The 25,303-nt window shown below is 36.1% G+C and carries 25 protein-coding genes and 1 other RNA gene; 13 read left to right on the top strand and 13 right to left on the bottom strand.

Annotated features, from left to right (window positions below):
• Positions 1-438: Fic family protein (locus PHX18_06140; protein MDD3594188.1), on the top strand; the 438-nt coding region annotated here is incomplete at its 5' end.
• A 19-nt stretch (positions 439-457) separates the two neighbouring features.
• On the opposite strand, the gene PHX18_06135 is transcribed toward PHX18_06140, so the two are convergent.
• Complete coding sequence (locus PHX18_06135; GenBank protein MDD3594187.1) at positions 458-655, bottom strand: DUF5681 domain-containing protein; 198 nt, start codon at positions 653-655, stop codon at positions 458-460.
• 490 nt (positions 656-1,145) lie between these two features.
• On the opposite strand from PHX18_06135, the gene rimI reads away from it, so the two are divergent.
• The 3 genes from rimI (at position 1,146) to PHX18_06120 (ending at position 2,720) form a co-directional block, all read left to right on the top strand.
• Positions 1,146-1,655 carry a ribosomal protein S18-alanine N-acetyltransferase gene (gene rimI, locus PHX18_06130; GenBank protein MDD3594186.1) on the top strand — a complete coding sequence of 170 codons (510 nt, stop codon included), beginning with the start codon at positions 1,146-1,148 and terminating at the stop codon, positions 1,653-1,655.
• Positions 1,652-2,323: a biotin transporter BioY gene (locus PHX18_06125; GenBank protein ID MDD3594185.1), complete on the top strand. Its 672-nt coding sequence runs from the start codon at positions 1,652-1,654 to the stop codon at positions 2,321-2,323. The genes rimI and PHX18_06125 overlap by 4 nt, the downstream gene beginning before the upstream one ends.
• A gap of 73 nt (positions 2,324-2,396) precedes the next feature.
• Positions 2,397-2,720, top strand: a complete 324-nt coding sequence (locus PHX18_06120; GenBank protein ID MDD3594184.1) for a hypothetical protein — start codon at positions 2,397-2,399, stop codon at positions 2,718-2,720.
• Here PHX18_06120 and PHX18_06115 read toward each other — a convergent pair.
• From PHX18_06115 to PHX18_06095, 5 genes are all read right to left on the bottom strand, one after another.
• A complete protein-coding gene (locus PHX18_06115) occupies positions 2,717-4,594 on the bottom strand; it encodes a tetratricopeptide repeat protein (GenBank protein ID MDD3594183.1) in 1,878 nt (625 codons plus the stop codon). The two genes, PHX18_06120 and PHX18_06115, sit on opposite strands and share 4 nt — an antisense overlap.
• Complete coding sequence (gene accC / locus PHX18_06110) at positions 4,594-5,949, bottom strand: acetyl-CoA carboxylase biotin carboxylase subunit (GenBank protein MDD3594182.1); 1,356 nt, start codon at positions 5,947-5,949, stop codon at positions 4,594-4,596. The genes PHX18_06115 and accC overlap by 1 nt, the downstream gene beginning before the upstream one ends.
• 12 nt (positions 5,950-5,961) lie before the next feature.
• Positions 5,962-6,411: an acetyl-CoA carboxylase biotin carboxyl carrier protein gene (accB, locus tag PHX18_06105; protein MDD3594181.1), complete on the bottom strand. Its 450-nt coding sequence runs from the start codon at positions 6,409-6,411 to the stop codon at positions 5,962-5,964.
• Positions 6,412-6,426: 15 nt separating this feature from the next.
• Entirely contained in the window at positions 6,427-6,984 is a 558-nt protein-coding gene (gene efp, locus PHX18_06100) for an elongation factor P (protein ID MDD3594180.1), read from the bottom strand.
• Positions 6,985-7,060: 76 nt separating this feature from the next.
• On the bottom strand, positions 7,061-8,464 hold the full coding sequence (locus tag PHX18_06095) for a hypothetical protein (GenBank protein MDD3594179.1): 1,404 nt from the start codon (positions 8,462-8,464) through the stop codon (positions 7,061-7,063).
• Positions 8,465-8,945: 481 nt separating this feature from the next.
• Here PHX18_06095 and clpP point away from each other — a divergent pair, with 481 nt between their 5' ends.
• Genes clpP through PHX18_06080 form a run of 3 tightly spaced genes read left to right on the top strand, consistent with a single transcriptional unit; the run spans position 8,946 to position 11,419 of the window.
• Positions 8,946-9,569, top strand: a complete 624-nt coding sequence (clpP, locus tag PHX18_06090) for an ATP-dependent Clp endopeptidase proteolytic subunit ClpP (protein ID MDD3594178.1) — start codon at positions 8,946-8,948, stop codon at positions 9,567-9,569.
• A 1-nt stretch (position 9,570) separates the two neighbouring features.
• Positions 9,571-10,215, top strand: coding sequence for a riboflavin synthase (locus tag PHX18_06085; GenBank protein MDD3594177.1), 645 nt, complete (start codon positions 9,571-9,573; stop codon positions 10,213-10,215).
• A gap of 1 nt (position 10,216) precedes the next feature.
• Entirely contained in the window at positions 10,217-11,419 is a 1,203-nt protein-coding gene (locus tag PHX18_06080) for a bifunctional 3,4-dihydroxy-2-butanone-4-phosphate synthase/GTP cyclohydrolase II (protein ID MDD3594176.1), read from the top strand.
• Positions 11,420-11,472: 53 nt separating this feature from the next.
• On the opposite strand, the gene PHX18_06075 is transcribed toward PHX18_06080, so the two are convergent.
• The 3 genes from PHX18_06075 to PHX18_06065 all read right to left on the bottom strand — a co-directional run bounded on the left by PHX18_06075 (position 11,473) and on the right by PHX18_06065 (position 16,247).
• Positions 11,473-11,610 (bottom strand): hypothetical protein, encoded by a 138-nt coding sequence (locus tag PHX18_06075; protein MDD3594175.1) that lies wholly within the window; start codon positions 11,608-11,610, stop codon positions 11,473-11,475.
• Between the two features lie 97 nt (positions 11,611-11,707).
• Positions 11,708-14,440, bottom strand: coding sequence for a hypothetical protein (locus PHX18_06070; GenBank protein ID MDD3594174.1), 2,733 nt, complete (start codon positions 14,438-14,440; stop codon positions 11,708-11,710).
• Positions 14,406-16,247: a hypothetical protein gene (locus tag PHX18_06065; GenBank protein MDD3594173.1), complete on the bottom strand. Its 1,842-nt coding sequence runs from the start codon at positions 16,245-16,247 to the stop codon at positions 14,406-14,408. The genes PHX18_06070 and PHX18_06065 overlap by 35 nt, the downstream gene beginning before the upstream one ends.
• Before the next feature lie 912 nt (positions 16,248-17,159).
• Here PHX18_06065 and dnaA point away from each other — a divergent pair.
• Both dnaA and ssrS read left to right on the top strand, forming a co-directional pair.
• Entirely contained in the window at positions 17,160-18,560 is a 1,401-nt protein-coding gene (gene dnaA, locus PHX18_06060; protein ID MDD3594172.1) for a chromosomal replication initiator protein DnaA, read from the top strand.
• Between the two features lie 38 nt (positions 18,561-18,598).
• A non-coding RNA gene (ssrS, locus tag PHX18_06055) (6S RNA) lies at positions 18,599-18,773 on the top strand.
• Between the two features lie 50 nt (positions 18,774-18,823).
• On the opposite strand, the gene PHX18_06050 is transcribed toward ssrS, so the two are convergent.
• Positions 18,824-20,017 carry an LL-diaminopimelate aminotransferase gene (locus PHX18_06050; protein ID MDD3594171.1) on the bottom strand — a complete coding sequence of 398 codons (1,194 nt, stop codon included), beginning with the start codon at positions 20,015-20,017 and terminating at the stop codon, positions 18,824-18,826.
• A gap of 169 nt (positions 20,018-20,186) precedes the next feature.
• Here PHX18_06050 and PHX18_06045 point away from each other — a divergent pair, with 169 nt between their 5' ends.
• The gene (locus PHX18_06045) at positions 20,187-20,357 is read left to right on the top strand and encodes a hypothetical protein (protein ID MDD3594170.1); all 171 of its coding nucleotides are present in this window, start codon (positions 20,187-20,189) and stop codon (positions 20,355-20,357) included.
• 68 nt (positions 20,358-20,425) lie between these two features.
• Here PHX18_06045 and PHX18_06040 read toward each other — a convergent pair whose 3' ends face one another.
• Positions 20,426-20,638, bottom strand: coding sequence for a hypothetical protein (locus PHX18_06040; GenBank protein ID MDD3594169.1), 213 nt, complete (start codon positions 20,636-20,638; stop codon positions 20,426-20,428).
• A 159-nt stretch (positions 20,639-20,797) separates the two neighbouring features.
• On the opposite strand from PHX18_06040, the gene PHX18_06035 reads away from it, so the two are divergent.
• From PHX18_06035 to PHX18_06025, 3 genes are read left to right on the top strand one after another with little or no spacing between them, the layout of a single operon-like run.
• On the top strand, positions 20,798-21,946 hold the full coding sequence (locus tag PHX18_06035) for a PAS domain-containing sensor histidine kinase (GenBank protein ID MDD3594168.1): 1,149 nt from the start codon (positions 20,798-20,800) through the stop codon (positions 21,944-21,946).
• Positions 21,947-21,959: 13 nt separating this feature from the next.
• Positions 21,960-23,111, top strand: coding sequence for an 8-amino-7-oxononanoate synthase (locus tag PHX18_06030; GenBank protein ID MDD3594167.1), 1,152 nt, complete (start codon positions 21,960-21,962; stop codon positions 23,109-23,111).
• Between the two features lie 56 nt (positions 23,112-23,167).
• Positions 23,168-23,380, top strand: a complete 213-nt coding sequence (locus tag PHX18_06025; GenBank protein MDD3594166.1) for a helix-turn-helix transcriptional regulator — start codon at positions 23,168-23,170, stop codon at positions 23,378-23,380.
• 6 nt (positions 23,381-23,386) lie between these two features.
• Here the strand turns inward: PHX18_06025 and PHX18_06020 are convergent, their stop codons facing one another.
• Positions 23,387-24,616 (bottom strand): ABC transporter permease, encoded by a 1,230-nt coding sequence (locus tag PHX18_06020; protein MDD3594165.1) that lies wholly within the window; start codon positions 24,614-24,616, stop codon positions 23,387-23,389.
• Complete coding sequence (locus PHX18_06015) at positions 24,610-25,302, bottom strand: ABC transporter ATP-binding protein (GenBank protein MDD3594164.1); 693 nt, start codon at positions 25,300-25,302, stop codon at positions 24,610-24,612. The genes PHX18_06020 and PHX18_06015 overlap by 7 nt, the downstream gene beginning before the upstream one ends.
• Position 25,303 lies beyond the last annotated feature (1 nt).

The following is a 25,303-nucleotide window of genomic DNA, read 5'->3' as shown; positions in this document are numbered from 1 at the left end:
ATATATGATTTTGCGGGAATAGTGCGCGATGTCAACATTGCAAAAGGCAATTTTAGATTTGCTCCTGTTATGTATTTAAGTGCATCATTAGCTCATATTGATAATATGCCTCAATCAACATTTGATGAAATAATAGAAAAATATGTTGAAATGAATGCGGCACACCCATTTCGAGAGGGCAACGGACGCAGCACAAGGATTTGGTTGGATGTAATTCTAAAAAAAGAACTGGAGCAAGTGATAGATTGGAGCTTGATTGATAAAAACGATTATCTTTTAGCTATGGAGAGAAGCCCTATAAAAGATGTTGAAATAAAACATTTATTAAAAAATGCATTAACCGATAAAATTAACGATAGAGAAATTTATATGAAAGGCATTGATACAAGTTACTATTACGAAGGATACACTATTTTCAAGGCAGAAGAATTAAAATAGGATAGCCAAAAGGCAGATATTATTTTAATAGCTTTTTAATACTTTTCATTTTTTTAACAGCACATTCATCATTGTTCAGAGATTTATAAGTGATTTGCATAACAGCCATTGCAACTTCGAAAAATTCTTTTTCTTTATCGACTTTTTTCGGTCGACCTTTTGGATTGCCGGATTGACCTTTTTTAAATCTATATTCCAGTGGCGGTTGTCTTTTCATAGCCTGTATTTAACCTTGCAAGTCAAAATAAGTCAAGTTCTTGTCAAAACTTTCCCTGATACTCTAAAAAAATTCCCTGTTATTTTTTAGGAAAATCAGTCTCTTTTGCAAAATTATGGTCTCTGAAATCCACTATTTGTAAAGGTTCTTAGATTACCAGATTGAAAACCAACTCGATTAATAGGCAAAAATATTTAGAATTTCCCTGTAAATTCCCTGTTCTTTAAAATAATGGTTTTCGCGCCAAAGACTTCAGCTGTCAAACCTGACGACACCACCATTTTTTTGGAGACGAAGCTTATCGCCTTGGGCTTTTACAGTACGTGCCTCCCGCAGGTCGCAACATACCGGGTAAGGAGTATCCTTACGTAATCACTAACATGCACAGCCAAGACGGGAAATTTAAGCTACTCAACTCTTCACCTTAAAACCCCTCCTTCCTTCCATCTCTTAATTGTGTAATAATAAAAGACATGAAAGGACGCTGCCAATGAAAGTATCGTTTAGGAATATGCAGGAAGATGATATACCTTCTATTATGGAGATAGAGACGGTATCTTTCGGCAAATACCATTGGAGCGAAAAGTCTTTTATAACAGAAATAAACAACAACCTTGCACATTATTATATAGGAATAAACGAGGATAATAAGCTTGTTTCTTACTGCGGTTTTTGGGATATATTAAAAGAGGCGCATATAACAACTTTTGCGGTTCATCCTGATTTAAGAAAACAAAAAATAGCACAACAAATGCTTGTTTATATGATTAAAAAAGCCTATGATATGGAAATAAAATGGTTTACACTTGAGGTAAGGGAATCAAATATTGCGGCAATAAATTTATATAAAAAATTCGGTTTTGACTGCATTGGCGAGCGTGAAAAATATTATCAGGATAATAATGAGAATGCCCTTATTATGTGGACAGAGAATATATTTTCTGATAAATTTAAAAATAATTTTAAGGCAATAGAACAATCCATTGAGGCATTAAATTGAAAATAGGATATAAGAAATTTATCAAAACCATTAAAAGTATAAAAATCGTTGAAACTTATCCTGATTTCAATATAGGTACTATTGCCGTTATATTACTTTGCACAATGGCGCTTGTGATAGCTACATTTACAAAGATAAATTTGTATTCGCTAAACCTTTTCAGCCCGTTTGATTCAATGCAAGGCGAAAATACCTCGTTAATAAGCATTTTTTCTTATATCCCTCAAGTTCCTGTGGTATTATTGATTGCAGTGCTTTTGGGCCCGAGTTACGGAATGCTTTCCGTCTGCATATATATAATACTGGGGTTTATAGGTATTCCTGTATTTTCATCAGGCGGCGGTCCATTGTACTTTTTAAGACCGAGCTTCGGTTTTATATTGGGTTTTTTGCCCGCGATATTTTTTGTTGCCAATATATTAAAAAATCCCAATGTAAGGTTTAAAATTACCAAGGCTACAATTGCAGGTGTTCTTTCTATCCACATATTAGGTATAATTTATTTGGTTTTACTGATGTTTTTTAAAGGCGAGCAATTGTTTTTAATGCTAAGCTGGGTATGGCTTCTGAGCGGAATGCAAATTCTGTATGACTTTATATTCGGTTTTGCAGCCATACTTGCAGGCAGGTTTTTAAGAACATTTTTATCTTTTGCAACCGATAAATAGACATCTTTATAAACCGCTAAAAATACGCAGATAGCAGTATGTAATAGCATTTTAAATAATATAAAATTTAATCATGTTTAATACAGACGAAAAAATCAAAGATGATATACTCAAGGCAATAGGGTTAGAGCTTATGTTCTGTACCCCCGAGAAGTGTGCTAATGCCGAAGGCATTACAGCTATTGAGCTTGCCAGAAAACTCAAATATCCTACAGAACTGGTTAAAAAAAAGCTTAAAATTCTTTTTGATAAAAGAATAGTCAAAGTTATAGGCATCAACCCAAAGTTTTGGAGCTTTGATGATTTTTATTTTCAAAAAATGGACGAAGATGACCCTGTTTACAGGCTTTTATGCGATTTTGACGATGTGGATTTCAATCAGTATTTTGAATATTAATTAAACGTTTTATGCTTATATTCTCTTAAAACTTCGCTTTCATTATCGTATAGAGCTTTTTCTATAAGAATTTTACTTTCATCAGACATATTATTTTTGAGATACAAATCCGCCAGTCTTATAATCCTGTTTTCGTCAAAAGGAAAGATATCGTTTGCTTTTTTTAGTGTTTCTATGGCTTTTGCATAATCTTCTTTAGCCTCATAACATTCTGCCAAATCATTATAAAGGTAAGGGTTATGAGGGTATTGTTCTATAATTTTTTTAAAAATTGATATAGCTTCGTCGTATTCACCAAGGTGTTTCAAATTTATAGCCATCATATTGGCAATTTCTACGGTAGGCAAAATAGAATAAGCATGGCGCGCTAATTTTAATGACATGGCATATTCACCCGTAGCATAATATATACGGGCAATATTGTAGCTTACTTCAGGCTCGTCTTTTAAAGATGTGTACAAAGGCTCTAAAACATGCAAAGCCTCATCAAGTTTTGATAAAGAAATCAGATTAATACCTCTTGCAAGCAGTGTATAAGGATTATTCTCAATTTCGAGCGATTTTTTGTAATATTCGTCGGCAAGCGTAAAATCCCCTATCGCAAAATTAAAATCGGCGTACTCTTTTAAAATTTCGGGGTTTTTAGGGGCAAGTTCCACCGCTTTTTCAAACTCTTCTTTTGCGTAACCTGTCTGGCGCTGCATTAAAAATATTACGGCTAAATCTTTATGAGCAAGGGCATTATTTTCTTCTAAAGTAATACTCTTATTCAAAAACTCGACAGCCTTGGTAAAATCATCCATCTTAGTGTATAAAATAGCCAGCGAATGATAAACCGTAGCCGAGTTTTTCTTAAAAGACAAGATTTTGTAAAATACTTTAAGAGCATCATCATACTGTTTCATTTCCATATAAATTTTTGCTTTCTGAAACAGGGCAGGAACTGACTTGGGCTGTTTAGAAAGTATTGTATTTACTTCGTTTAGCGCTTTTTCAGGCTCGTTATTTCTGACATAGGCGCTGATAAGAGAATTTCTAATATCAGACAGACCGGGGTTTATTTCCAAAATCTTTTTGTAGCTTTCAATAGCTTTATCGTATCTTTTTAACATATTAGAAACATTGGCAAGGCTGATTAAAGTTAAAAAATTAGCGGGGTTAAGCTCCAAAGACTTTGAAAAATATTCAATGGATTTATCAAAGTCGGAAGAAAGTTGAGCCGCTGTTCCTAAATTAGAATACGTTAAATAATTTTGGTTATTCAGTTTAAGTGATTTTTCAAATGCTTTTATTGCGCTACGATAATCTTTTAGCGCAAGGTAGCAAGCCCCCATATTATTAAAGGTCTGCTCTTTTGCGTTATCAAGTTCAGCTGATTTTTTCAAAATCTCAAGGGCTTTGGAGTAGTCGCTGCGCTGCATATAAACTGAAGCTACAATCGAAAAAACGGAAGAATCATTGATTAAAGCTTTGTCAACTTTTGAAAATTCTTCCAAAACTTCATCAAATTTATTTAACTTGTAATAAGCGGTAAACAAGTTACGGTAAGCATTTTCATACTCGGGACGTAAGAATATTACCTGCTTAAGATACTCAATAGAATCCTCCAATTGATTGTTCAAAATATAAATAGAAGCAATATAAAAAGCAACCGTGGCATCATCAGGCGAAATATCATTAGCCCTCTTGAAATATTTAAGCGCCTCAGTCCTGTCTTTAAGGTTGAAAACAGACAATGCCATACCTTTTAAAGCTTCAATATTTTTATCGTCCTGTTCCAGTATTTGGGCAAAAAGGTCTTTGGCAGCTTCAAAATCTTTAGCTGCCAAAAAATCATTTGCTTCATTTAATATTTTTTCAAGTTTCTTGCTCATTACTCTATTATAAGCTCTTCTTTTTGCATTTCATCTTCTATAAACCTTACGGTATAATTACCGCTTATGAATTTTTGGTTAGAGAAAATAAGTTTATGGAAAGGGATAGTTGTCTTAACGCCTAAAATAACATATTCGCTAAGCGCTCTTTTCGCTCTTGCCATACAATCTTCGCGGTCTTTGCCCCAGCAAATAAGCTTCCCTATCATAGAGTCATAATAAGGCGGTATTTTATAATGTGTATATGCATGGCTGTCCACTCTGACGCCAAACCCACCGGGAGCTATATAACCTTCTATTTCACCCGGACAAGGCATAAAGTCTTTTTGAGGGTCTTCTGCGTTAATTCTGCATTCAATTGCATGCCCGCTGATTTTAACATCATCCTGGGTAAACGAAAGTTTTTCGCCTGCTGCCACTCTTATTTGCTCTTTAACAAGGTCAATGCCCGTAACCATTTCTGTAACGCAATGCTCAACCTGTATTCTGGTATTCATTTCCATGAAATAGAATTTATCACCGTCTAACAAGAATTCTATAGTACCAACACCCTCGTAGTCAATTGATTTAGCGGCAATTCTTGCAGCTTCGCCCATTTTTTTACGCAATTCGTTTGTTAAAGCAGGGGAAGGTGATTCTTCAAGCAGTTTTTGGTGTCTTCTTTGGATACTGCAATCTCTTTCGCCTAAATGGCATACATTCCCGTATTGGTCGGCAATAATTTGCACTTCTATATGTCTTGGATTTTGAAGATATTTTTCAATGTAAACTTCGCCGTTGCCAAAAGCTGTAGCAGCTTCTACCTTGGCAAGGTTAAACATTGTTTCAAGCTCATCTTTGGAATTTACTATTCTCATACCTTTTCCGCCGCCGCCTGCTGTTGCCTTGACTATAAGAGGATATCCGGTTTCTTCAATCCAGTCTTTAATATCATCAAGGTCCTTAACCAAGCCCGTACCCGGTGTAATAGGCACGTTGTTTTCTTTCATTGTCTTTCTTGCAGTGGCTTTATCGCCCATCATCCTGATATTTTCAGAAGTCGGACCTATAAACTTAATGTTATGGTCTTTGCAAATATCTGCAAACTTAGCGCTTTCGGACATAAATCCGTAACCCGGGTGAATCGCATCAACCCCCGCCATTAAAGCCGTACTGATTATATTCGGAATGTTAAGATAACTTTGTGCAGAAGGCGCGGGACCTACGCAATAAGCTTCATCAGCCATTGTTACGTGGAAGGAATCTTCATCCGCTTGTGAATATATAGCTACAGTCTTTATATCAAGCTCTTTACAAGCCCGAATTACTCTTAATGCAATTTCTCCTCGATTTGCAATTAAAACTTTTTTAATCATAATTTTCCCTAATTATTCAATGTACATAAGGACTTGCCCAAACTCTACAGGCTGTCCGTTTTCTACGCAAATTTCAACAACTTTGCCGCTAAATTCCGTTTTTATCTCATTCATAAGCTTCATTGCTTCTATGATACAAACAGTATCGTCCTTTGCAACTATTTTCCCTAATTTTACAAACGGCTCATCATCAGGTGACGGAGCAGCATAAAAAGTCCCAACCATAGGAGAGGTAACAGGTGTACCCTTTTTCGCCTCAGGCGCTTTTTCTACCAATTTGGTTTCTTCTTTTGGCGCAGAAACAGCGACCGCTGCAGGCGCTATAAATCCGGATGAAGCGACTATTTCTTTTTCACGTCTTAGTACGATGGCTCTATCGCCGTCTTCTAACGTAATTTCTGACAGATTATTTTTATTAACAAGCTCTGCCAATTTTTCCAAGTAATCTAATTCAAATTTCATAACAAACTCTCTTCTTTATGCTCTATCTAAATATGAATTGGTTCTGGTATCAACTCTTATCATTTCACCGTTGCTGATAAAGAATGGTACGTTGACAACAGCACCTGTTTCAAGTGTTGCGGGTTTAGTTCCGCCCTGGGCTGTATTGCCTTTTTCCGCGGGAGGTGTATCTACAACCTCAAGTTCAACGAAGTTCGGCAAATCAATCCCGATAAGTTTACCTTTGCATTCTAAAGTCATAATATTCATGTTTTCTTTAAGATACTTAATACCGTCGCCTATCTGCTCCGCTGTTAGCGTAACCTGGTCGTAGGTGGAATTATCCATAAAAATATAATCAGCATCAGCTTTATACAAAAACTGCATTTCTTTCTTTTCCAAAAGCGCTTTGGGGAATTTTTCGCCCGCTCTGAAGGTTTTTTCCATAGTATTTCCGGTTTCAACATTTTTTAATTTAGTCCTGACGAAGGCTGCACCTTTACCTGGTTTAACATGCAAAAACTCAACTACCTGATATAACCCACCGTCAACTTCAATTGTAATACCATTTTTCAAATCGTTTGTTGAAATCATATAAATTTCCTAATTTAACTAGCTGAGTTTATTTTACAATAAACATGAAAAATCGTTAAATTTGCAACAAAAATTTTTATGCAACGCATTTTGACTGCGCTTTAGCTTTTTGTTCTTCTTCATAGTATAAGCTTAAGCCCGGTGCAACAGAAGTTTTGTTAAAGGTTCTTCTGAACCAGAATTGAATTTGAGGCAATATATATGCAAGAGCAAACGAACAAGCTGCAACGTTAGCTATAACGGAAGCTCTTCTTAAATTCTTAACCTTACTGATGAATTTTTCAGCATTTTTACTGCCGGCGGCAGAAGTTATCAAATCTTCAATATGCTGCCCCAACTCTTTTACCTTCTCAGGTTCAATATATTTAAGGGGATTTCTCTTTCCTTTTACAATACTTATCAGTCCTAATTTTTCGGCAGCTTGAAGGGTTAAATCTTTTAATTTGCCGCCGTTTTTCGCAAGTTCACCGTCAATAAGCTTAATCAAACCCGCTTCATCAATATTCTTAATGGCTGCTAATTTTCCCGCAGCTTTGTTATTTTTGGTTGCTTCCATAATCATAGACTGGAAGTTTTTATCTTCAATAATTTTGGAATCTAAAGAGATAGGGGTCTTAAAGAATTTTTTACCGATGGCTTCCAACCCTTTTGCAACATATTTACCGCCGCAATAAAGGAATAAAACGTAACCCAGTTCAAAAATAGCTCTTTCGGCTGTTTCCATAGGTCTTCTTGTTGTGGCAATTCTTCCTGAAACCAAACCCGCATCAACCATAACCATATTTTTCACAGGGCATGTAAACCAGGTAGAAATAGTATCGGCAATACCCCCGAACGAAAGATTATTATTCTTTGCCTTACCCATAAATGAAGCAAAAGCAGGATTTTTATCAACTATTTGATGTTGGTTAGCCATTTGCCTTTCAAAAGCATGTTTAAGTTCTTGTTTTTTCTGTTTTTCAATAACGGAATTGGTGTATTTATAAATCATTTTAGGCAGTACCCAGCCTAAAAATAATGCGGGTAAAAGCGTAGTAACCGCTGACCTTGTAGCAAACAGCTTTTTAAATCCCTGAGGGTTTTCAACGATTTTCTTAACATGACCTTTTAAAGCTTCATCTGTTATATTTTCCAATCTTAAGGCCTGAGGCGATTTTTGATTTAATAACCTGATATCAGTTCTGGCAAAAGCATCTAAACCGTATTCTTTTATTTTGTTGAAACCGTATAAATTATTTGTAATAAGCTTGTCGAATAAAACTTTTAATAATGGGATGCCGCCTAACCAAACTATAGATGTCGTATTTGCTTCTATTAATTTTTCCCTTGCATCTAAGGCGCCCATTCTTTTCGAGGTTTTTGCTCCCTCGTTATACGCCATTGAAACTCTGCCTACCGTCTCAACGCTGTCTTTTACTATTATCGGCACTAACGAAGAATTATTGCCTAATGTTGAAAATATTGATGATACTATTGCCATATTTTAATTATTTAACTCCATAACTCAAGGGATTATAAACCCCATAAAAGGTTCGCTACTCTGATTTGTTTTGCATTCACTTGAGTTTTGCTTCGGCTATTTTTCATTGAATTATCTCCTTTGTGTACTTTCTGAAACTAGTAAAAACGCTGAAAGAATTATATTGCTCTTTTTTGTCGTAATGTTAATTTTTTGTAAAAAAATAAGACCCTTCTATTTTTCAAAGGTCTTATATCTAAAATTTCCATGACAAAATGAAGCTTTCGATATAAGCCTTAATTGGTGTAAAAACAGCGTTTTTGGTACTTTCTGATTCTCATCGGTGTCCTTTAATTAAAAAATAATTTTTCTAACTCATTAGTTATTATAAAACATAGCAAATTTTTTGTAAATAGGTTAACTGCCGATTAAAAACTATCGCTTGTTTTTTAGCTGTAAGCAATCTATAATTGATTGCAGATAGTACCATCAGGAGCAAATTATGGATTATGATAAAATTTTAAGTTATGTGCCTACCGTTATAGAAAATTCAAGCAGAGGAGAACGCTCTTTTGATATATTTTCAAGACTTTTAAGGGAGAGAATTATATTTCTCGGTACAGAAATTGATGATATGGTAGCGAATTCTATAGTAGCCCAACTGCTGCTTCTTGACAGTGAAAATTCCGAAAAAGACATTATGTTGTACATAAACAGCCCCGGTGGTGTTATAACCGCGGGTATGGCTATATTTGATACAATGAACCACATAAGAGCCGACGTAAACACAATTTGCGTAGGACAGGCTGCCAGTATGGGCGCTTTTTTGCTGTCCGCCGGCACTCCCGGAAAAAGGATGGCTCTGCCTCACTCAAGAATTATGATTCACCAGCCTTTAGGCGGTGCAAGAGGACAGGCAACTGACATTCAAATCGAAGCTGCCGAAATAGGAAGAATGAAAAAACAACTAAACACCCTTATGGCAAATCACTGCGGAAGACCTGTTGAAGACCTTGAAAGAGATACCGAAAGAGATAATTACATGAGTGCCTGCCAAGCTAAAGAATACGGGCTTATAGATAAAGTTATCACTAAATTAGAACAAAAACCAAAATCAGAAGAATAAAATGTTCACAGGAATAATTGAAGAAGTAGGAACAATCAAATCCGTCAACTGCACCTCAAGTGGAGCAAAAATTGTCGTGTCCTGCGCCAAAGTGCTTGAAGAAACAAAGATAGGCGACAGTATCGGAATTGACGGGGTATGCCAGACAGTAACAGACTTAAGTTCAAACTCTTTCAGCGTAGAAACGATGAATGAAACCCTTAGTTTAACCACTTTTGAAACCTTTAAAACAGGTCAAAAAGTCAACCTTGAGCGGGCGGCTGCTTTGTCTACACGTTTAGGCGGACATTTATTAAGCGGTCATGTAGAAGGACTTGTAAAAATTACCGCTATAGAAAAACAAGGTATAGCCGATATTTTCAGGTTTAAAGTTGCAAAAAACATTGAGAGATATATGATTTATAAAGGCTCTGTTGCCTTAAACGGTGTAAGTTTAACAATTTGTTCTTTGGAAGGCGGATTTTTTGAAGTATCCTTAATCCCCCACACAAAAGAGAATACGACATTTCAATATTTAAAAATCGGTGATTTTGTGAACATTGAAACGGATATAATTGCAAAATATATTGAAAAATTAATGATTAAGGATAATAATACAAGCAGCAGAATAGATGAAAATTTTTTGAAAGAGAACGGATTTTTTTAAAATGAATACTTTTAATACGGTGGCAGAGGCAATAGAAGATATAAAAAACGGAAAAATAGTCATTGTAGCGGATGACGAAAGCCGTGAAAATGAGGGCGACCTTATATGCGCAGCGGAGCTTGTTACCGCTGAAATTATTAATTTTATGGTAACAGAAGCCCGAGGACTTATTTGCATGCCGATGGACGAAGTTTTAACCAAAAGACTTGAACTTGAACAAATGGTATCACACAACACAGAAAGCCATGGCTGCGCTTTTACCATCAGTATTGATGCTCAGGCAAAGTTTGGGGTTACAACGGGAATAAGCGCTTCAGACAGGGCAATCACCATTAAGACCGCTATGCGGGATGATGCGCAGCCTTCTGATTTAAGAAGACCGGGGCATATATTTCCTCTTAAAGCAAAAAACGGCGGGGTATTACAACGGGTAGGGCAAACAGAAGCTGCGGTTGATTTGGCAAGGCTGGCGGGGCTAAAACCTGCCGGTGTAATTTGTGAAATACTTAACCCCGACGGCACTATGGCAAGGCGAAATGACCTGAAAACATTTGCACAAAAACATAACTTGAAATTTATTACCGTGGCTCAGATTATTGAATACCGTCTAAACCATGAGCGTTTTGTTAAACGTATTGCGTGTGCAAAAATGCCGACCCGGCATGGTATTTTTGAAATATACGGTTATATAAATGAGCTTGACGGCTGCGAACATGTAGCGCTTGTAAAAGATTTAGACTGCGGAAAAATCCCCGCTGTGAGAATGCATAGCGAATGCCTCACGGGTGATATATTTCACAGCTTAAAGTGTGATTGCGGCGACCAATTGGCAAATGCGCTTGAATATATAGAAGATTACGGCTGCGGGGCTTTGGTTTACCTGCGCGACCATGAAGGAAGAGGAATAGGTTTAACCAATAAAATCAAGGCTTATGACCTGCAAGACCATGGCAAAGATACGGTAGAAGCTAACATTGATTTGGGCTTTGAACCTGACTTAAGAGATTACGGAGTAGGTGCTCAAATATTACTTGATTTAGGTTTAACAAGGTTTAATTTAATTACCAATAACCCCAAAAAAATTGTTGCACTTAAGGGCTATAATATAGAAATCACAGACAGAATCGCAATTCCATGCGAGTTGAATAAATACAACGAATTTTATATGAGAACAAAAAAAGAAAAGATGGAGCATATTTTATAACATAAGAAAAAAGAGGCTTGCGCCTCTATTAAAGAAGTTTGTAATGTCTAATCTCACCGTTCAATAAACTTTTCTGTCTTTTCAATTTTTGACAAGAGTAAATCTATTTGTTTTTTTAGCAGTTCAAGGAAAAATCTTACCTCATTTTTAAAGCTGTAAGTTCCTGCCCAATAAAATTGCTGGCTGCTCATAATATACTCCTTATTCTCTACCTTCGATAATGTACTTATCGGCATTTATTTGAAAAACTTTAGTAAAAAACAGGATTTATTTACAAATATTTACACTTTATAAAGAATATTGGATATTTAATAAACCTGCATAAATAGCACTCATATCAGGCCCGTTTGTGTTAGCAAATTCTATATTATAATGTTTAATTCCGGGCTTAAACGGCATAAAAAATGAAGCATGTCCCAAATCGATAATTTTTTTCATTCCTTTGCTATCGGTCAGCGTGTTTTTATATGCGGTATCATTTAAGAATACACCTAATTTGTTTAGCATCTTATACGTTTTGTTTGTTTCTGACAAACTGTCATATTCCGTATTAAGCAGATTATGCTGAAATAAGTCTCCGTCTTTATCTTCAATATATTCATAAATTGCGGCATTTGCGCCATGGTGATAATAAAACATTTCAGGTATATGGGAACAACCGTTGTATTGAAGATATGCGCTTATACAAGCATTGGAATAAATAGAATCAGCGGCTGTGTACTTGTTTTTTCTTATTGAGCGCTGCTCAATAAGAGATAATTTCCTGCCGTCTACCGTGTCGGAGTCTTCAACGTTAATTCTGTCAAATTTTAAAATAAATTTTTTATTATTACGTTCCAGTAAGTAAATAAATTTATCATTCAGCTCGCCGCCTTTTAACCTCTCAACTTTGTAATTACCTCCCCCGATGTAAAGGCTGGCATCAAGAATTTCTCTTGTTTTTAAGGTTTTTATCAGCTGTAAAAAAGCATCATTATTAGGGAAAATCTCCGGTAATTTGCCTATAGTAAAAGGAATTTCTCTTTTTTTATCCAATTCTGCATGAAACAGTCTTTCTCTCATATTTTCCGAAACATTTGAGAGTGAAGGATTTTGAAGCAGCCATGATTTTTCTTCCAGTTTCCAGGGCGACCAATTAGGCGCATATTTTAATAACATTTCCAGCGAGTTTGAACGATTATATAATTTTTGGACATATCTTTCATAAGCGCCATAGTAGCCCTTAGGACTCAAATACCAGGATATAAAAGGTAATAGTCCGTGTTTTTGAATCATTTGCTGTGCAAAGTTGTTGACATCCCCGCAAAGAAACATTGCGCCTACGGTTATATCATTTTCTTCAGGTTTATAGGTTAAATCAAGCAGGTTCCTTCCACCTGTATGCTCTTCTTTTTTATTAACTGCCGGGGCGGGTGTAATTTCCACCGGCTGTTTAGGCTTGAAAGAATGTACAATGACATTTCCGCTGACAGAATTTATATCGTATTTTTGTTGAAACTGAACTAATTTTGACTTTGCTTCGGTATTCATATAAATAACGCCGTTATCATCAATATGAGATTTAATGGTATCTAAAGTTTCCTGTTTCATCCTTACTATAGATTTTTCTTTTTTTATCTTATGAAGGGTATTAAAATATTCCTCTATTGTTCCCATATCAGAAGAAAAACATTTATATTCAGAAAGGTAATCCTTATTTGCGACTATAGCCTTTAATTTTAAAGCTTTATTGTCTTTATTATAAACAGGATTGGGATTGCCTGTATAATCAACCAAATCACTTATCTTTAACTCTTCTGATGTTAAACCGTTTGGGTATTTCTTTTCTAATATCTCTGTATTTTTATTTAATGTATTAAACATCAACCCGAAAAATTCAAGAAAATCCGCCTTGCCGTCAGCATCTGCAAATTTTTTAAGAATAGAAAGAATTTCCGGTTGTATAATAACTATATTCGTTCCCGTATAAATTTTCCCCTCAACCTTTGCTTTACTTACAATTTCAGAATAATTTTCAGGAGTGATTACAGGGTACAGTTCTGTTATCTCATTATTTTCATCAAATTTTATCGGAGCTTTGCCGATTAATTCATTTTCATCAACAGCAGAAACCAACATTGCAATCCCCGATAAATGAAATTGTTCCGCCTGATAGGCAGCTTCACTCAAATCAATATTATTAAATGTGTCCCCTGTCAATAAAATCAGTGGTTTATCCATAGGTACCGTGCCGTTTTTTAAACACTTAATAATAGCGCCCGCCGTACCCGATAAATTATCAGGATTTTCCCGTACCACTTGAATGTTGCCAATTTTTCCCAGCCTCATTGCAGCATCCAAGACAGCTACTTCAAATATGCTGTTTTTACCGCCGGGGTATTTTGTTGATAACTTATTATCACCTGTTAAATCTGATATCGGCTTTAACCTTGAACCATAGCCTGCGCCAAGTCCGAATATAGTGTATTGGCGTCTTAAAGCCTGCATAAAAACATCAAAGGTACTATATTCCCTATTGAAATTATAATTGTTTACTATCTCACTTGTTTTTTCAGCTTTATAACCTGTTGCTACAACTAAATTATGCCCGCTCCTAAATGAAATATCAGGTCTTGCAACAGGTTTGTAATTTACGTTTAAATTGTTTCCCTGCAAAGTTGAACCTCTTGTCATAAGAAGAGTTATGCCAAGTTCTTCGTCCTTTAGCTCAATAACGGGCTGGAATGAACCTGCCTGAACATTTATCTCCGGTTGTTTTACATTCGGATTATAGGTTATTGTTCCCGTTTTATTCCCGTATCTTGATGTTAATTCTATTGTTTTCTCATCAGCCCTGCTTAAATTAACGCCAAGAATTTCCTGCTTTGGAGTTTCGGGATTAACAGCAAGATATTTTGCTTCTGACAGTGATAAAATATCTTTTTCGATAATTTTATGACTCTCATAAACAGTTTTGCTTCTAAAGTTAGGTGAAAGCTGCCTGTTTTTATACGAATTTGAATAAAGCGGCGTAACTTTCATAATTTTCTCCCAACAATTCGCGTAAATTTAGTCTTTCTATATCGTCTTTAGCCAAAAGCTTATGTTTTAAAAATATGGAAGGCTTATGGCAGTCGACTCCGCCTGTATATTTCAACTTTAAAGAATTGCAATCAGCGATGTCTTCCTTCATAAATTTTATCCAATCATTACCAATTTCTTTGCCGTAAGATTGATAATTAATCTCGGAAGCGTCAAATAAATCCTTGCCCTCCTGTTTCAATGATTGGAATACCCTGTATACAAGATTTTTGTTCTTATCTTCCCAGGATTGCAGACTTTTTAATCTTGCAGGTGAAATATTGCTTCCGTTATCACTATTTAACTTAATAAGCGCAGGATGCGCAAAACCAAAAAATCCCTGCCCGTCACTTTGTCTGATTGCCTCAAAAACTTGCTTTGGCAATAGTGCATAACCCTTAGTGTCTGCTATTGCGGGAAGCGCTTCTTTCACCTCATTACTTATAAAATCACTGTATTGTTTAAAATCCTTTTTAAATATCTCTTCGTATACAGATTGATTTTGAGCGGTTAGAAGATTTCTGTCGGAAAGAATTTTCTTTATACCATAATCTTTTAAAAAGGTTACTATATCTTTATTCCCTGTAGCATCCATCCAACAATAATAAGAATCGGAGAGTTCGCTAAACAGTTTTTCTTTATCAAGTTTTTGCTGTCCGTCAGGCAGTATTTTTGAATTAATCAAACCAATATAATTACTAAACATTATTTTGAATTTAGCGTAATCTCCCGCCAGATATAAAACGCCGTTTGTGCGGACATTTTTCAAATTAGAATGGAAAGATTTGCTGTTTTCAAACCCTATATTGTATTCAGGGAATTGGGCTTTAATTTTAGTAAGTAATTGAGCTATAGCGCTTTCCCTGTTTTCACCGACTTGTTTCAGCAATCCGTTTAACTTAGAGTTAAACGGATTCAATGCATACCCCATAAGCTCAAACTCGACGGGTCTTACCACATCGTTAGGGTCAATATGAGATACACTTATTTCAGAACCTAAAACCACCCTTAAATTTTTGTATTTTTCAGGATTTTGAGCGATTATTCTAACCGCTTCTTTTGCTCCGTCTAAAGTGTCATGGTCCGTTATTGCTATTGTAAAAGGAGGCTTATCATCCTTGACTTTACCGGCAATCTTATCTGCCCATTTTCTTGCCTGTTCCAAAAAATCAAATACTGATAATTTACCGTCAGAAGCCTGCGTATGATTATGCAAATTAACCCGGTATGTTAAATCCCTGACGCCTTCAAGATTTTCGCCAACTTTAAAGTCCTGCGGTGAGAATTTACCCAGCAAGTCCGAAAGTTGAGCTTTACCAACCACAGACGTAAGTTTAAATTCTTCACCTGCCGCTAAACCTGTATCTTTCGCCAGTTGTTCGTAATAAACTTTGTCCGAAGGAAAATTTTGGATGATTTTTTGGTATTGCCCTTTTAAAAGCTTAATCCCCGCATCTATAGGCGGGTTGCCGCCCCTGCCTCTGATGAATTTTATAATCAGGGCAAATATCCCGCCGGCAGCGGCAAGTCCTCCTATCAGAGTTCCCAACCCCAAACCGCTGTCTGCCGCGGCAACGGGAACTGCCATATTCACGGGAAATGACGCAACAGGAGCAACAGAGGCAATAGGGACAATAGTGGCAACCCTTTGATTATACTGAAATTGGGCAAAAGGGTCAGCCTTAAAAGAGGAATTTTGTTTTAAATATAAATTTCCCTTAGAAATGCAATACGAATTACAATTAGAATTTGTAGAATTTATACGCACATGCTTTACCTTATTTCCAACTAATATTGTACCAATTTATGCGGTTTTTTACACATTTTTTACATTTCTTAAAATAAAAATTTTACAATAATTAATATAGTATAAATTAATTATATACAATTTAATGCAAATTTATTTACTATCCAAGAAGTTCTTCTAAAATTTCCGGAGATATTTTGTCACTTTTGGTAAAAAGGTTATTCCCATGACAATCTAAACCGCCGCTGGCAGCTAAGTTAAATTTGGAGGATGAGGCTCTGTTTTTTATATGGTTTACATAACCTTCAAACCCGTCGTAGCGTTGAGCGTAAGATTGATAATTCAGCTCGGCGCCAATTAATTTACCTTTGCTGTCGCCTGTTATTTGCTCTAAAAACCTTTCAAATAAATGCTGCTTCCAATCATACTGTTTTGCCTTGCAATGTTCCTTAAGGCTTTTCGCATAGTCATCAGCGTTAGATAAAGAAATTAGCCCCGGATGCGCAATAGAGTAAACGTCAGGGGTTTCAGGAGAAGTTGCTTCCCTGAAAAGTTTAGCTTCTTATCATAAGGATTAAGCCCATATCCTAACATTTCAAAATTCAACGGTGCATTAACATCGTTAGCGGCTGCATGTACTAAAGAAAATTCAGTCCCCATAACTATTTTACCAATTTACAAAAGCTTTAAGACATTTTCCAGGTTTTTTTGATATTTTTTTTACAAATATTTACATCAAATTTTAATATTTAACAGACAATAAATTTTTGTGAAGATTTTCAAAAATTATGCTCACTTTTAAATGTTTTGTTATAAGATATTTATTACACATAAAAACTATTGTGAAAATTCGAAAAAAATTTGTTTTAAAGATTTTACACATTGGTTTTATAAGTTTTATCTGGCTGGAGAATATTAATATTGGAATGTGTAGTGGTAGAAAATACTAAACTATTATGGAAAGAAATTCTAAAAAACCTTGAAGACAGAATGACCACACCTGCTTTTGAAATGTGGATAAAACCCTTAGGATTCAAGTCTTTTGAAGATAATACACTTTATTTGGTTACAAACAGAACCATGCAGCAGGATTATGTCAGAAAAAGATATAACCTTGAGATTTTAAACGCCTTAAGAGAAGTTACACAAAATCCTTACAGCGAATTCGATATAATATTAGATAGCAAATTCAAGCCGAAATTTACACCGCAAAAGCCTGTGCCTTTTGATACTACAGAAGTTGTCCAGCAAAAACTTCCTTTGGATGAAAACCCTTATGAAAGATTAAAGATGACATCTTTCAATCTTAATTTGAAGTATTCATTTGACAACTTTATAGAAGGTGAATCCAATAAATTTGCATTAGGAGCAGCGAAAAGCATCGCCCGCAAGCCGGGAACATTATATAACCCGCTGTTTTTGTACGGGGGCGCAGGATTGGGGAAAACCCATCTTCTTCACTCTATAGGACATTATATTCTTCTAAACCATCATGATAAAAAAGTCAGATACGTTACAGTCGAAGAACTTACTAACGAGTTTGTCCAAATTATGGTTGCTTATAAAGGCAATGAGAAGAAAAAAAATGAATTTAAAAACAAGTACAAAAACGTTGATGTATTGTTAATAGACGATGTACAATTTTTGGAAGGCAGAGAAAAAACCCAGGATGAATTGTTCAATATTTTTGACCACCTGCACAGAAACGGTAAACAAATAGTAATAACCAGCGACCGTCCGCCCAAAGATATATCTACTTTGACAGACAGGCTAAGGAGCAGGTTTGAATGGGGGCTTCTGGCTCAAATTACTCCCCCGCCTTATGAAACTAGAGTCGAAATTCTTAAACAAAAAGTAAAAGAAGAAAACCTGAGCATCCCGTTATCCGTTTTAGAGCTTATAGCATCAGTCTTCAAGAATAACGTAAGGGAGCTTGAGGGAGCTTTAAACAGAATGAGCGCTTTTGCAAGTATTCAAAATACAGCTGTAACGCTTGAAACCGCTAAAAAGATAATTAACTTTGCCGCCAGAGAAAAAGAACTCACTGCGGAAGGTATAATCAATTACGTTGGTGATTACTTTAATATAGAACCTTCTGAAATTAAGGCATCTTCGCGCTCCAAAGACATAGCTCTCGCAAGGCATATAGCTGTTTATTTGACAAGAGAGCTTGTAAAATCCAGCTTCCCTCAAATAGGAAGTGTCATAAACAGAAAGCATACAACGGTTCTTTACTCTTATGAAAAGACCAAAGAAGATTATCAAACCGATAAAAAGGTGAAGTATTTTATAGATGAAATTATCCAAAAAATCAACGACGATTTCATAGTGTAAAGTATTGTGGAAAAATTTCAAAAGATATGCAATAATACTATTACCTTACAGTGGGTATTTTGTTTTGATCCTACATCTTTTTTATTAGGGAGTTTGATCTTAAAAGTAACAAAGTAGACCTGCCACGCAGCAGGAAACGGCGATTTACTTGGGGCGGCACCCACCTGCGAGACATTGCAGGTATCAAAACCGATATTCATTGTAAGGCTTTTTAGTGCTATTGCTTTACGTCGGTTACAATGCTTTTTTGACAGAATACCTTTTTATTTCATACAAAAGTGTATACCGGCTTTTTCCAATCGTTCCAATGCTTCCAGCAGTTTTTCGTCAGAAGCTACAAGCGAAACCCTGCAATAGTTATCACTGTATTTGCCAAAAGCGATACCCGGAGTAAATACAACACCTGCTTCGTCAAAGACCTTACGGCACCAAGTCATTGAATCATAACCTTCGGGAACTTTAAGCCACAGGTACATGGTTGCTATGGTATATTTTAAATTCCAGCCCAATTTATTGAGACCGTCTACCATAAGCTTCATTCGTCTGTAATACTTGTCCATTGTTTCTTGAACGTAGGAATAATCTATATTTAAGGCACACATCGCGGCATCTTGAACCAAACCTGATGTACCGTAGTCTATATTTGTTTTTGTCTTATGAATGTTTGAAATAAATTCTTTGGCGCCGACTACAAAGCCTACTCTCCAGCCTGCCATATTAAATGTTTTTGAGAAAGAATGGAACTCAACCGCAACGGATTTTGCCCCCTCTATTTCAAATATACTCAACGGTCTGTAGTTGTCGAAAGTAACCTCACCATAAGCCAAGTCTGTAACAAGTAAAATGTCGTTTTCTATGCAAAAATCAACAAGCTCTTTATAAAATTCCTTTGTCGCAACAGCAGCGGTCGGATTATTAGGATAGTTAACGAAAAACATTTTTGCTTTTTTAGCAACATCTTCAGGGATGGACTTTAAATCAGGCAAATAATTATTCTCTTCCTTAAGCGGCACATGATATACTTCCCCGCTTGCAATCCAGGTTCCTCTGGATAAAACAGGGTAATAAGGGTCGGGAACGATGTTTATATCACCCGGATTAGTATAAGCCAACGCTATATGAGCTAACCCTTCTTTTGCACCTATAAGTGTCTGTATTTCTGTTTCAGGGTCGATATCAACGTTGTATCTCAGTTTCATCCATTTTGCAATATCACGGCGGAATTCTATCCTGCCTTTAAACGAAGGGTAACCGTGATTTACAGGATTTTTAATAGAATCTACAGCAGCACGCACAATAGGGTCAGGGGTAGCTCCATCAGGATTGCCCATTCCTAAATCGACGAATGCAAAACCTCTCGCTCGTGCGGCTTCTTTCCATTCATCCAATTCTGCGAAAATGTAAGTCGGTAAATTTTGAATTTTTTCTGCCGGAACGATGTTTGGTTTCTTGTGCATTTCTTCTCCAATAAATAAGATTACTAACGAAACTAATATATTACTAGCCTTAATACTGCAATTTTATAGCAAAAAACTTTTTTCTACAAATAGACCTTGTGGCTGATGTTTTTTTGCTCGAAAAATTGCAAAATTATACTAAGAGATTCTTAAAGAAGGGGGAGATTACTTGATGAGAAGAGGTATCAGCAAGTTTATTGAAGAAAACAGTTCAGAGCAAACAGATACAATGAGTTTATTATGGGCATGGAAAAATCAGCCGCCTATTATGCGTTGGTGGTTTGCGTTTTCTTGTGTCAGTTTATTTTCAGTTTATTATGTTTTGCTTGTAAAATTATAGAGCGAAGCTATCGTAAGTTGTGAATTATCCGTCTTGATTGCCTTTGGCAATGCCAAAGACCCGATATTCTATACTTCGCGGTAAATACGGCGGCAATTCATAGGACAAGCTCTTAACAAGTCCAAATCCCTGACCATTCCGCCCCAAATACAGGCATTAACATTTTCTCTCAGATAATCGCATTCCGAGCAGCATTGGGGTTCTGCGTCAAGCGTCATAGACGCTCGTCTGCATTTTGCATAATCCTCCAATGTAGGTATATAAGTTACCCTTTTGTTCATTTATCTTCAAATCCCCTAAAAAAATCATATGTTTGTCTTATAATTCTAGAGCATATCCTTTAGACTTTCAAATTGTAAATAAAATTTAATATTAATGTTTGTTTGAACATTTTGTTTCAGATATAATTTTATTGTGGTTAGATTAATTAATAGCAGACTATGGATTTTAAATGTCTTTTTGTCAAACAAGATGAAAATGTTTACAACAGCTTTCCCGATGCGGTAATTGTTTTAGACTTTTTAAAAAATATTACCATTGTAAATAAAAGAGCTGAATTGCTTTTAGGTTACAGTGCAAACGAATTAAAAAACAAGAATATCAAAATGATATTCGGAGATGAGCTTGATAAATTTTTAAAAATTATAGGACTGAGCCACGGTACTATTTTAAGAGCAACAACATCCGCAGGCGAAGTTATTTTTGTAGATGTAACGGCTTATGACGCCCATAATTCCGCTAAAATAATAATCTCGTTAAGAGCGGTAGCTGATAAATATCTGGCGCTTGAGAGCCTGCTTGACGATTACAAACAAACAAAAGAGTTGTTAAATAACAGGGACAGCTTCTTAAGTGAAATGAAGCTTGATTTTATGACACCGTTAAATGCTATAACAGGCTTTTCGCAAAGTCTGCTTGAAAGAGTTTGCGGAGAAATCAATGAAAAGCAGGAAAAATATATTTCCATAATAAACGCTAACAGCAAAAAACTAGCTTACCTGATGGAAAAAACGTTTGATATTATTTCACTTGATGCAAATAAAAGAGAGCTTAATTTCAAGAATTTTGATATCATAAATGTTTTAAATTTTGTGCAGGAAAACTACAGCAAAGCCGCTCAGGCTAAAAGTCTGGAATATAGCTTTCATTACGGCGAGATTGATAAAAGAAATGTTTTCAGTGATGAATACGCTTTTATTCAGATACTGTCTATACTTGTTGAAAACGCCGTAAAATTCACAAATTCCGGAAAAATAAAAGTTGAAGCAGCATTTCCCCAGCCTGAATTTCTTGAAAAAAACGGAATTAAAGTTCCTCCGGGGTACAATGAACGTTCATATATTTTCATCAAAGTTTCTGACACAGGTGTCGGAATAGAAGAAGAACTTTTAAATTCTGTGTTTGATGAATACTCATACAAAAATCTCGCACGTGCCCGCAAAAACGAGGGCAGTGCATTGGGCCTCTCTATAGCACGCAAATTAACCGATAAATTAGGCGGCATGATTTGGTGTGAAAAAGGAAATGAGGGTTTTGCCACGGCATTTAACCTTATTTTGCCTATTGAAAGAATGAGTTTTGAACAGTAAAAACGGCTGATTTATGGATTATTTTGAAGAAAAGCTTTATAAAATTAAAGAAAATGATTGCTTTCGCAGTATAAAAAACATCACTGCAAAAGATGAGAAGTTTGTCTTTTTAAACGGTAAAAAACTCTTAAACCTCTCTTCCAACAACTATCTTGGGGTGGCAGATAATCAAAAAAATTTAAAAGAATTTTTAAAATCACAGGATGAACTTTATTCACTTGGCAGCGCTTCGGCAAGACTGTTGAGCGCTAATCTGCCCGTTTATGATGAGCTGGAACGCACAGTGGCAGGGCTTTATAACAAGCAAAAAGCTCTCTTGTTTAACACGGGGTATCAAGCTAATTTAGGGCTGATAAGCGCTTTAAGCAACTCTGATACAATGTTTTTGGCAGACAAACTTGTTCATGCCAGTATGCTTGACGGCTTAAAGCTCAATAAGGCAAATTTTGCAAGGTATAACCATTTGGATTATGAGCAGCTTGAAGAGCTTTTAAAAAAATATTCTCCCAAATACAAAAACATCTATATAGTATCAGAGTCCGTCTTTAGTATGGATGGTGATATAGCGGATTTAAAAAAATTGTGCGAATTAAAGGAAAAATACAGCGCCAAAATTATACTAGATGAAGCCCACGCATTCGGAGTTTTCGGTCCAAACGCACTTGGAATAGCGGAGCAGGACGGCTTAATTGATAAAATCGATATTATAATAGCAACTTTTGGCAAGGCAATAGGTTCAATGGGTGCGTTTATCGTGTCAGATACCGCAATCATTGATTATTTGATAAATACTGCACGTTCTTTTATATTTTCTACCGCTCTGCCGCCTATGAACATAGCTTTTAGCCTTTGGGTAATAAAGAATATTCTGCCAAATACGCTGGAGCAAAGGACTGCTATGCTGCAAAATGCCGATAGGTTAAGAGATAATTTAATAAACAACGGTTTTAATACATTAGGTTCATCTCAAATTGTACCTGTGATTTTGGGCAAAAGCTCGTTAGCATTGGAAACCGCGGAATATTTGCAGACAAAAGGATTTTTTGTATTGCCTGTAAGACCGCCCAGTGTTAAAGAAAATTCTTCAAGATTGAGGATTTCTTTAACAACGCAAGTCAATGAAAACGATATAGTAGAACTTTCCGAAATACTTATTTATAGCTAATATAATCGTGTTATTACCCTGTTAAACCCATTATATATTATCAATAGAATAAAACTATGACAAATAACACGATTTTTACGATACAACAAAATATAAAGAAATACCGTTTACAAAAGGGATTAACGCAGGATAGGTTAAGTGAAATGGCTGGAATTTCAAGTGATTATCTTTCTGAAATTGAGAGGGGTAAATGTATTCCAAGTTTAAAAAGATTGATTTTGATTGCAAAGACTTTAGATATAGAACCATACAAACTTTTATTAGATTGAGCTGTATTATTCATAACGAAGTGCGTCTATAGGGTTTAGCAAAGAAGCCTTATAGGCGGGATAAAATCCGAATAAAACACCTATAATCCCGGAAAAACCAAAAGAAATGACGATAGAAAATGCTGATATTATGACGCTCATTTCGCTAAAAGAACCTATCAAATAAGCAATACCTACACCGAGCAGCACGCCCAAAAATCCGCCCGAAAGAGATAACATAAGAGCTTCAAACAAAAATTGAAATCTTATATCAAGCGCCTTGGCACCTATTGCCATTCTTATTCCGATTTCTCTTGTCCGCTCTGTAACAGATACAAGCATTATGTTCATAATGCCGATACCTCCGACTAAAAGCGAAACCGAAGCTATAGCGCCTAAAAGTAATGCCATTGTATTAGACGCCGCTTTTGCCATTTCCATCATTTGGGTAAAATTACGAATGCTAAAGTCGTCTTCTTTGTTCTTTCCTAAATTATGCCGTTCTCTGAGTAATATTTTTATTTCTTCTTCAGCCGGGTTTAAAGAATCAGCATCCACAGCCTGAATATTAATAAATTTTACCATCCCCGGGAAGCTCACGCCAAAGAGCTTTTTCTGCGCGGTAGTGAGAGGAATCATCACCAAATCATCTTGATCATGCCCCATACCTGACTGACCTTTTGTTTCCAAAATGCCTGTAACTTTAAAGGGCATACCGGCTATACGGATTGTTTTATTTATAGGGTTTAAATCCCCAAACAGGTTCAGCGCAACACTTGAGCCTAAGACAACAACTTTAGAAGAATTTTTAACATCTTCTTCTGAAATACCCTTCCCCTGCTCTATATGCCAAAGTCTTACCGTCATATATGAAGGTGTAATCCCGTAAACGGCAGTGGACCAGTTTTGGCTGCCGTAAACAAGCTGCTTGACTTCATTTACAATAGGCGCAACGTGGGCAACCGACGGACAGTTTTTTAAAATTGCTTCCGCGTCTTTATCCGTCAAAGTTGATTGCGAGCCGCTTCCCATTCTAACCCCGCTTGAAGTGGTCGAACCCGGGGCTATCATAAGAAGGTTAGAGCCTGTTGATTCTATCTGTTTAGCAATCCGCTGTTTTGCTCCTTCTCCGATGGAAAGCATTATAATAACGGCGCTTACACCGATGATTATACCTAAACTTGTCAAAATCGAGCGCATTTTGTTAACTTTTAGCGAACGGAGCGAGATTTTAAATGTTGAAGTAAAGTCTAGCATCTTGCTTTCACCTCATCTGCTACAATTTTACCGTCTTTGAACCTTACTATCCTTTTGGCATATTGTGCAATATCATTTTCATGGGTAACAAGAATAATTGTTCTGCCTGCTTCTTCGTTTAATTTAACAAAAAACTCCATAACCTCTTCGCTTGTTTTTGTATCCAAATTTCCTGTAGGTTCATCCGCTAAAATCACAGGCGCATCGTTAACAATCGCCCGCGCTATGGCGACTCTTTGCTGCTGCCCGCCGGACATTTGGTTAGGCATATGGTTTGCCCTGTTTTCAAGCCCTACGGTTTTGAGCGCTTCTTTTGCTCTTTTTAACCGCTCTAAATGCGCTACACCTTTGTAAATCATTGGCATTTCCACATTTTCGAGTGCAGTTGTCCTTGATATAAGGTTAAACCCCTGGAAAACAAACCCGAGCTTTAAATTTCTAATCTCGGAAAGTTCATCGCTGTTTAGGGTTTTGACATCAATACCGTCCAGCAGATAAGTCCCGGAGGTTGGTTTATCAAGGCAGCCAAGCATATTCATAAAAGTTGATTTGCCTGAACCCGACGGACCCATAATAGCTACAAATTCACCGTTATCAATGGACAAAGTCACATCATCCAAAGCATTAAACGAAGTATCACCGGAAAAATAAGTCTTTACAAGGTTTTTTATGGTTATTAAATTCACT

This window comes from Candidatus Gastranaerophilales bacterium, assembly GCA_028696075.1.
In the GTDB taxonomy this organism is placed as follows: Bacteria; Cyanobacteriota; Vampirovibrionia; order Gastranaerophilales; family JAILCC01; genus JAQVHS01.
The sequence above is the reverse complement of the archived record's forward strand: the minus strand, read 5'-3'. Positions and strand labels throughout refer to the sequence as shown.

Excerpts from the sequence above, each read along its gene's own strand:
- PHX18_06020 (MDD3594165.1), bottom strand. The coding sequence starts at position 24,616 with ATGCTAGACTTTACTTCAACATTTAAAATCTCGCTCCGTTCGCTAAAA.
- PHX18_06070 (MDD3594174.1), bottom strand. The coding sequence starts at position 14,440 with ATGAAAGTTACGCCGCTTTATTCAAATTCGTATAAAAACAGGCAGCTT.
- accB (MDD3594181.1), bottom strand. The coding sequence starts at position 6,411 with ATGAAATTTGAATTAGATTACTTGGAAAAATTGGCAGAGCTTGTTAAT.
- PHX18_06075 (MDD3594175.1), bottom strand. The coding sequence starts at position 11,610 with ATGAGCAGCCAGCAATTTTATTGGGCAGGAACTTACAGCTTTAAAAAT.
- PHX18_06030 (MDD3594167.1), top strand. The coding sequence starts at position 21,960 with ATGGATTATTTTGAAGAAAAGCTTTATAAAATTAAAGAAAATGATTGC.
- PHX18_06095 (MDD3594179.1), bottom strand. The coding sequence starts at position 8,464 with ATGGCAATAGTATCATCAATATTTTCAACATTAGGCAATAATTCTTCG.
- PHX18_06120 (MDD3594184.1), top strand. The coding sequence starts at position 2,397 with ATGTTTAATACAGACGAAAAAATCAAAGATGATATACTCAAGGCAATA.
- PHX18_06135 (MDD3594187.1), bottom strand. The coding sequence starts at position 655 with ATGAAAAGACAACCGCCACTGGAATATAGATTTAAAAAAGGTCAATCC.
- rimI (MDD3594186.1), top strand. The coding sequence starts at position 1,146 with ATGAAAGTATCGTTTAGGAATATGCAGGAAGATGATATACCTTCTATT.
- PHX18_06025 (MDD3594166.1), top strand. The coding sequence starts at position 23,168 with ATGACAAATAACACGATTTTTACGATACAACAAAATATAAAGAAATAC.
- PHX18_06050 (MDD3594171.1), bottom strand. The coding sequence starts at position 20,017 with ATGCACAAGAAACCAAACATCGTTCCGGCAGAAAAAATTCAAAATTTA.
- PHX18_06115 (MDD3594183.1), bottom strand. The coding sequence starts at position 4,594 with ATGAGCAAGAAACTTGAAAAAATATTAAATGAAGCAAATGATTTTTTG.
- PHX18_06085 (MDD3594177.1), top strand. The coding sequence starts at position 9,571 with ATGTTCACAGGAATAATTGAAGAAGTAGGAACAATCAAATCCGTCAAC.
- PHX18_06035 (MDD3594168.1), top strand. The coding sequence starts at position 20,798 with ATGGATTTTAAATGTCTTTTTGTCAAACAAGATGAAAATGTTTACAAC.
- efp (MDD3594180.1), bottom strand. The coding sequence starts at position 6,984 with ATGATTTCAACAAACGATTTGAAAAATGGTATTACAATTGAAGTTGAC.
- accC (MDD3594182.1), bottom strand. The coding sequence starts at position 5,949 with ATGATTAAAAAAGTTTTAATTGCAAATCGAGGAGAAATTGCATTAAGA.
- clpP (MDD3594178.1), top strand. The coding sequence starts at position 8,946 with ATGGATTATGATAAAATTTTAAGTTATGTGCCTACCGTTATAGAAAAT.
- PHX18_06040 (MDD3594169.1), bottom strand. The coding sequence starts at position 20,638 with ATGAACAAAAGGGTAACTTATATACCTACATTGGAGGATTATGCAAAA.
- PHX18_06080 (MDD3594176.1), top strand. The coding sequence starts at position 10,217 with ATGAATACTTTTAATACGGTGGCAGAGGCAATAGAAGATATAAAAAAC.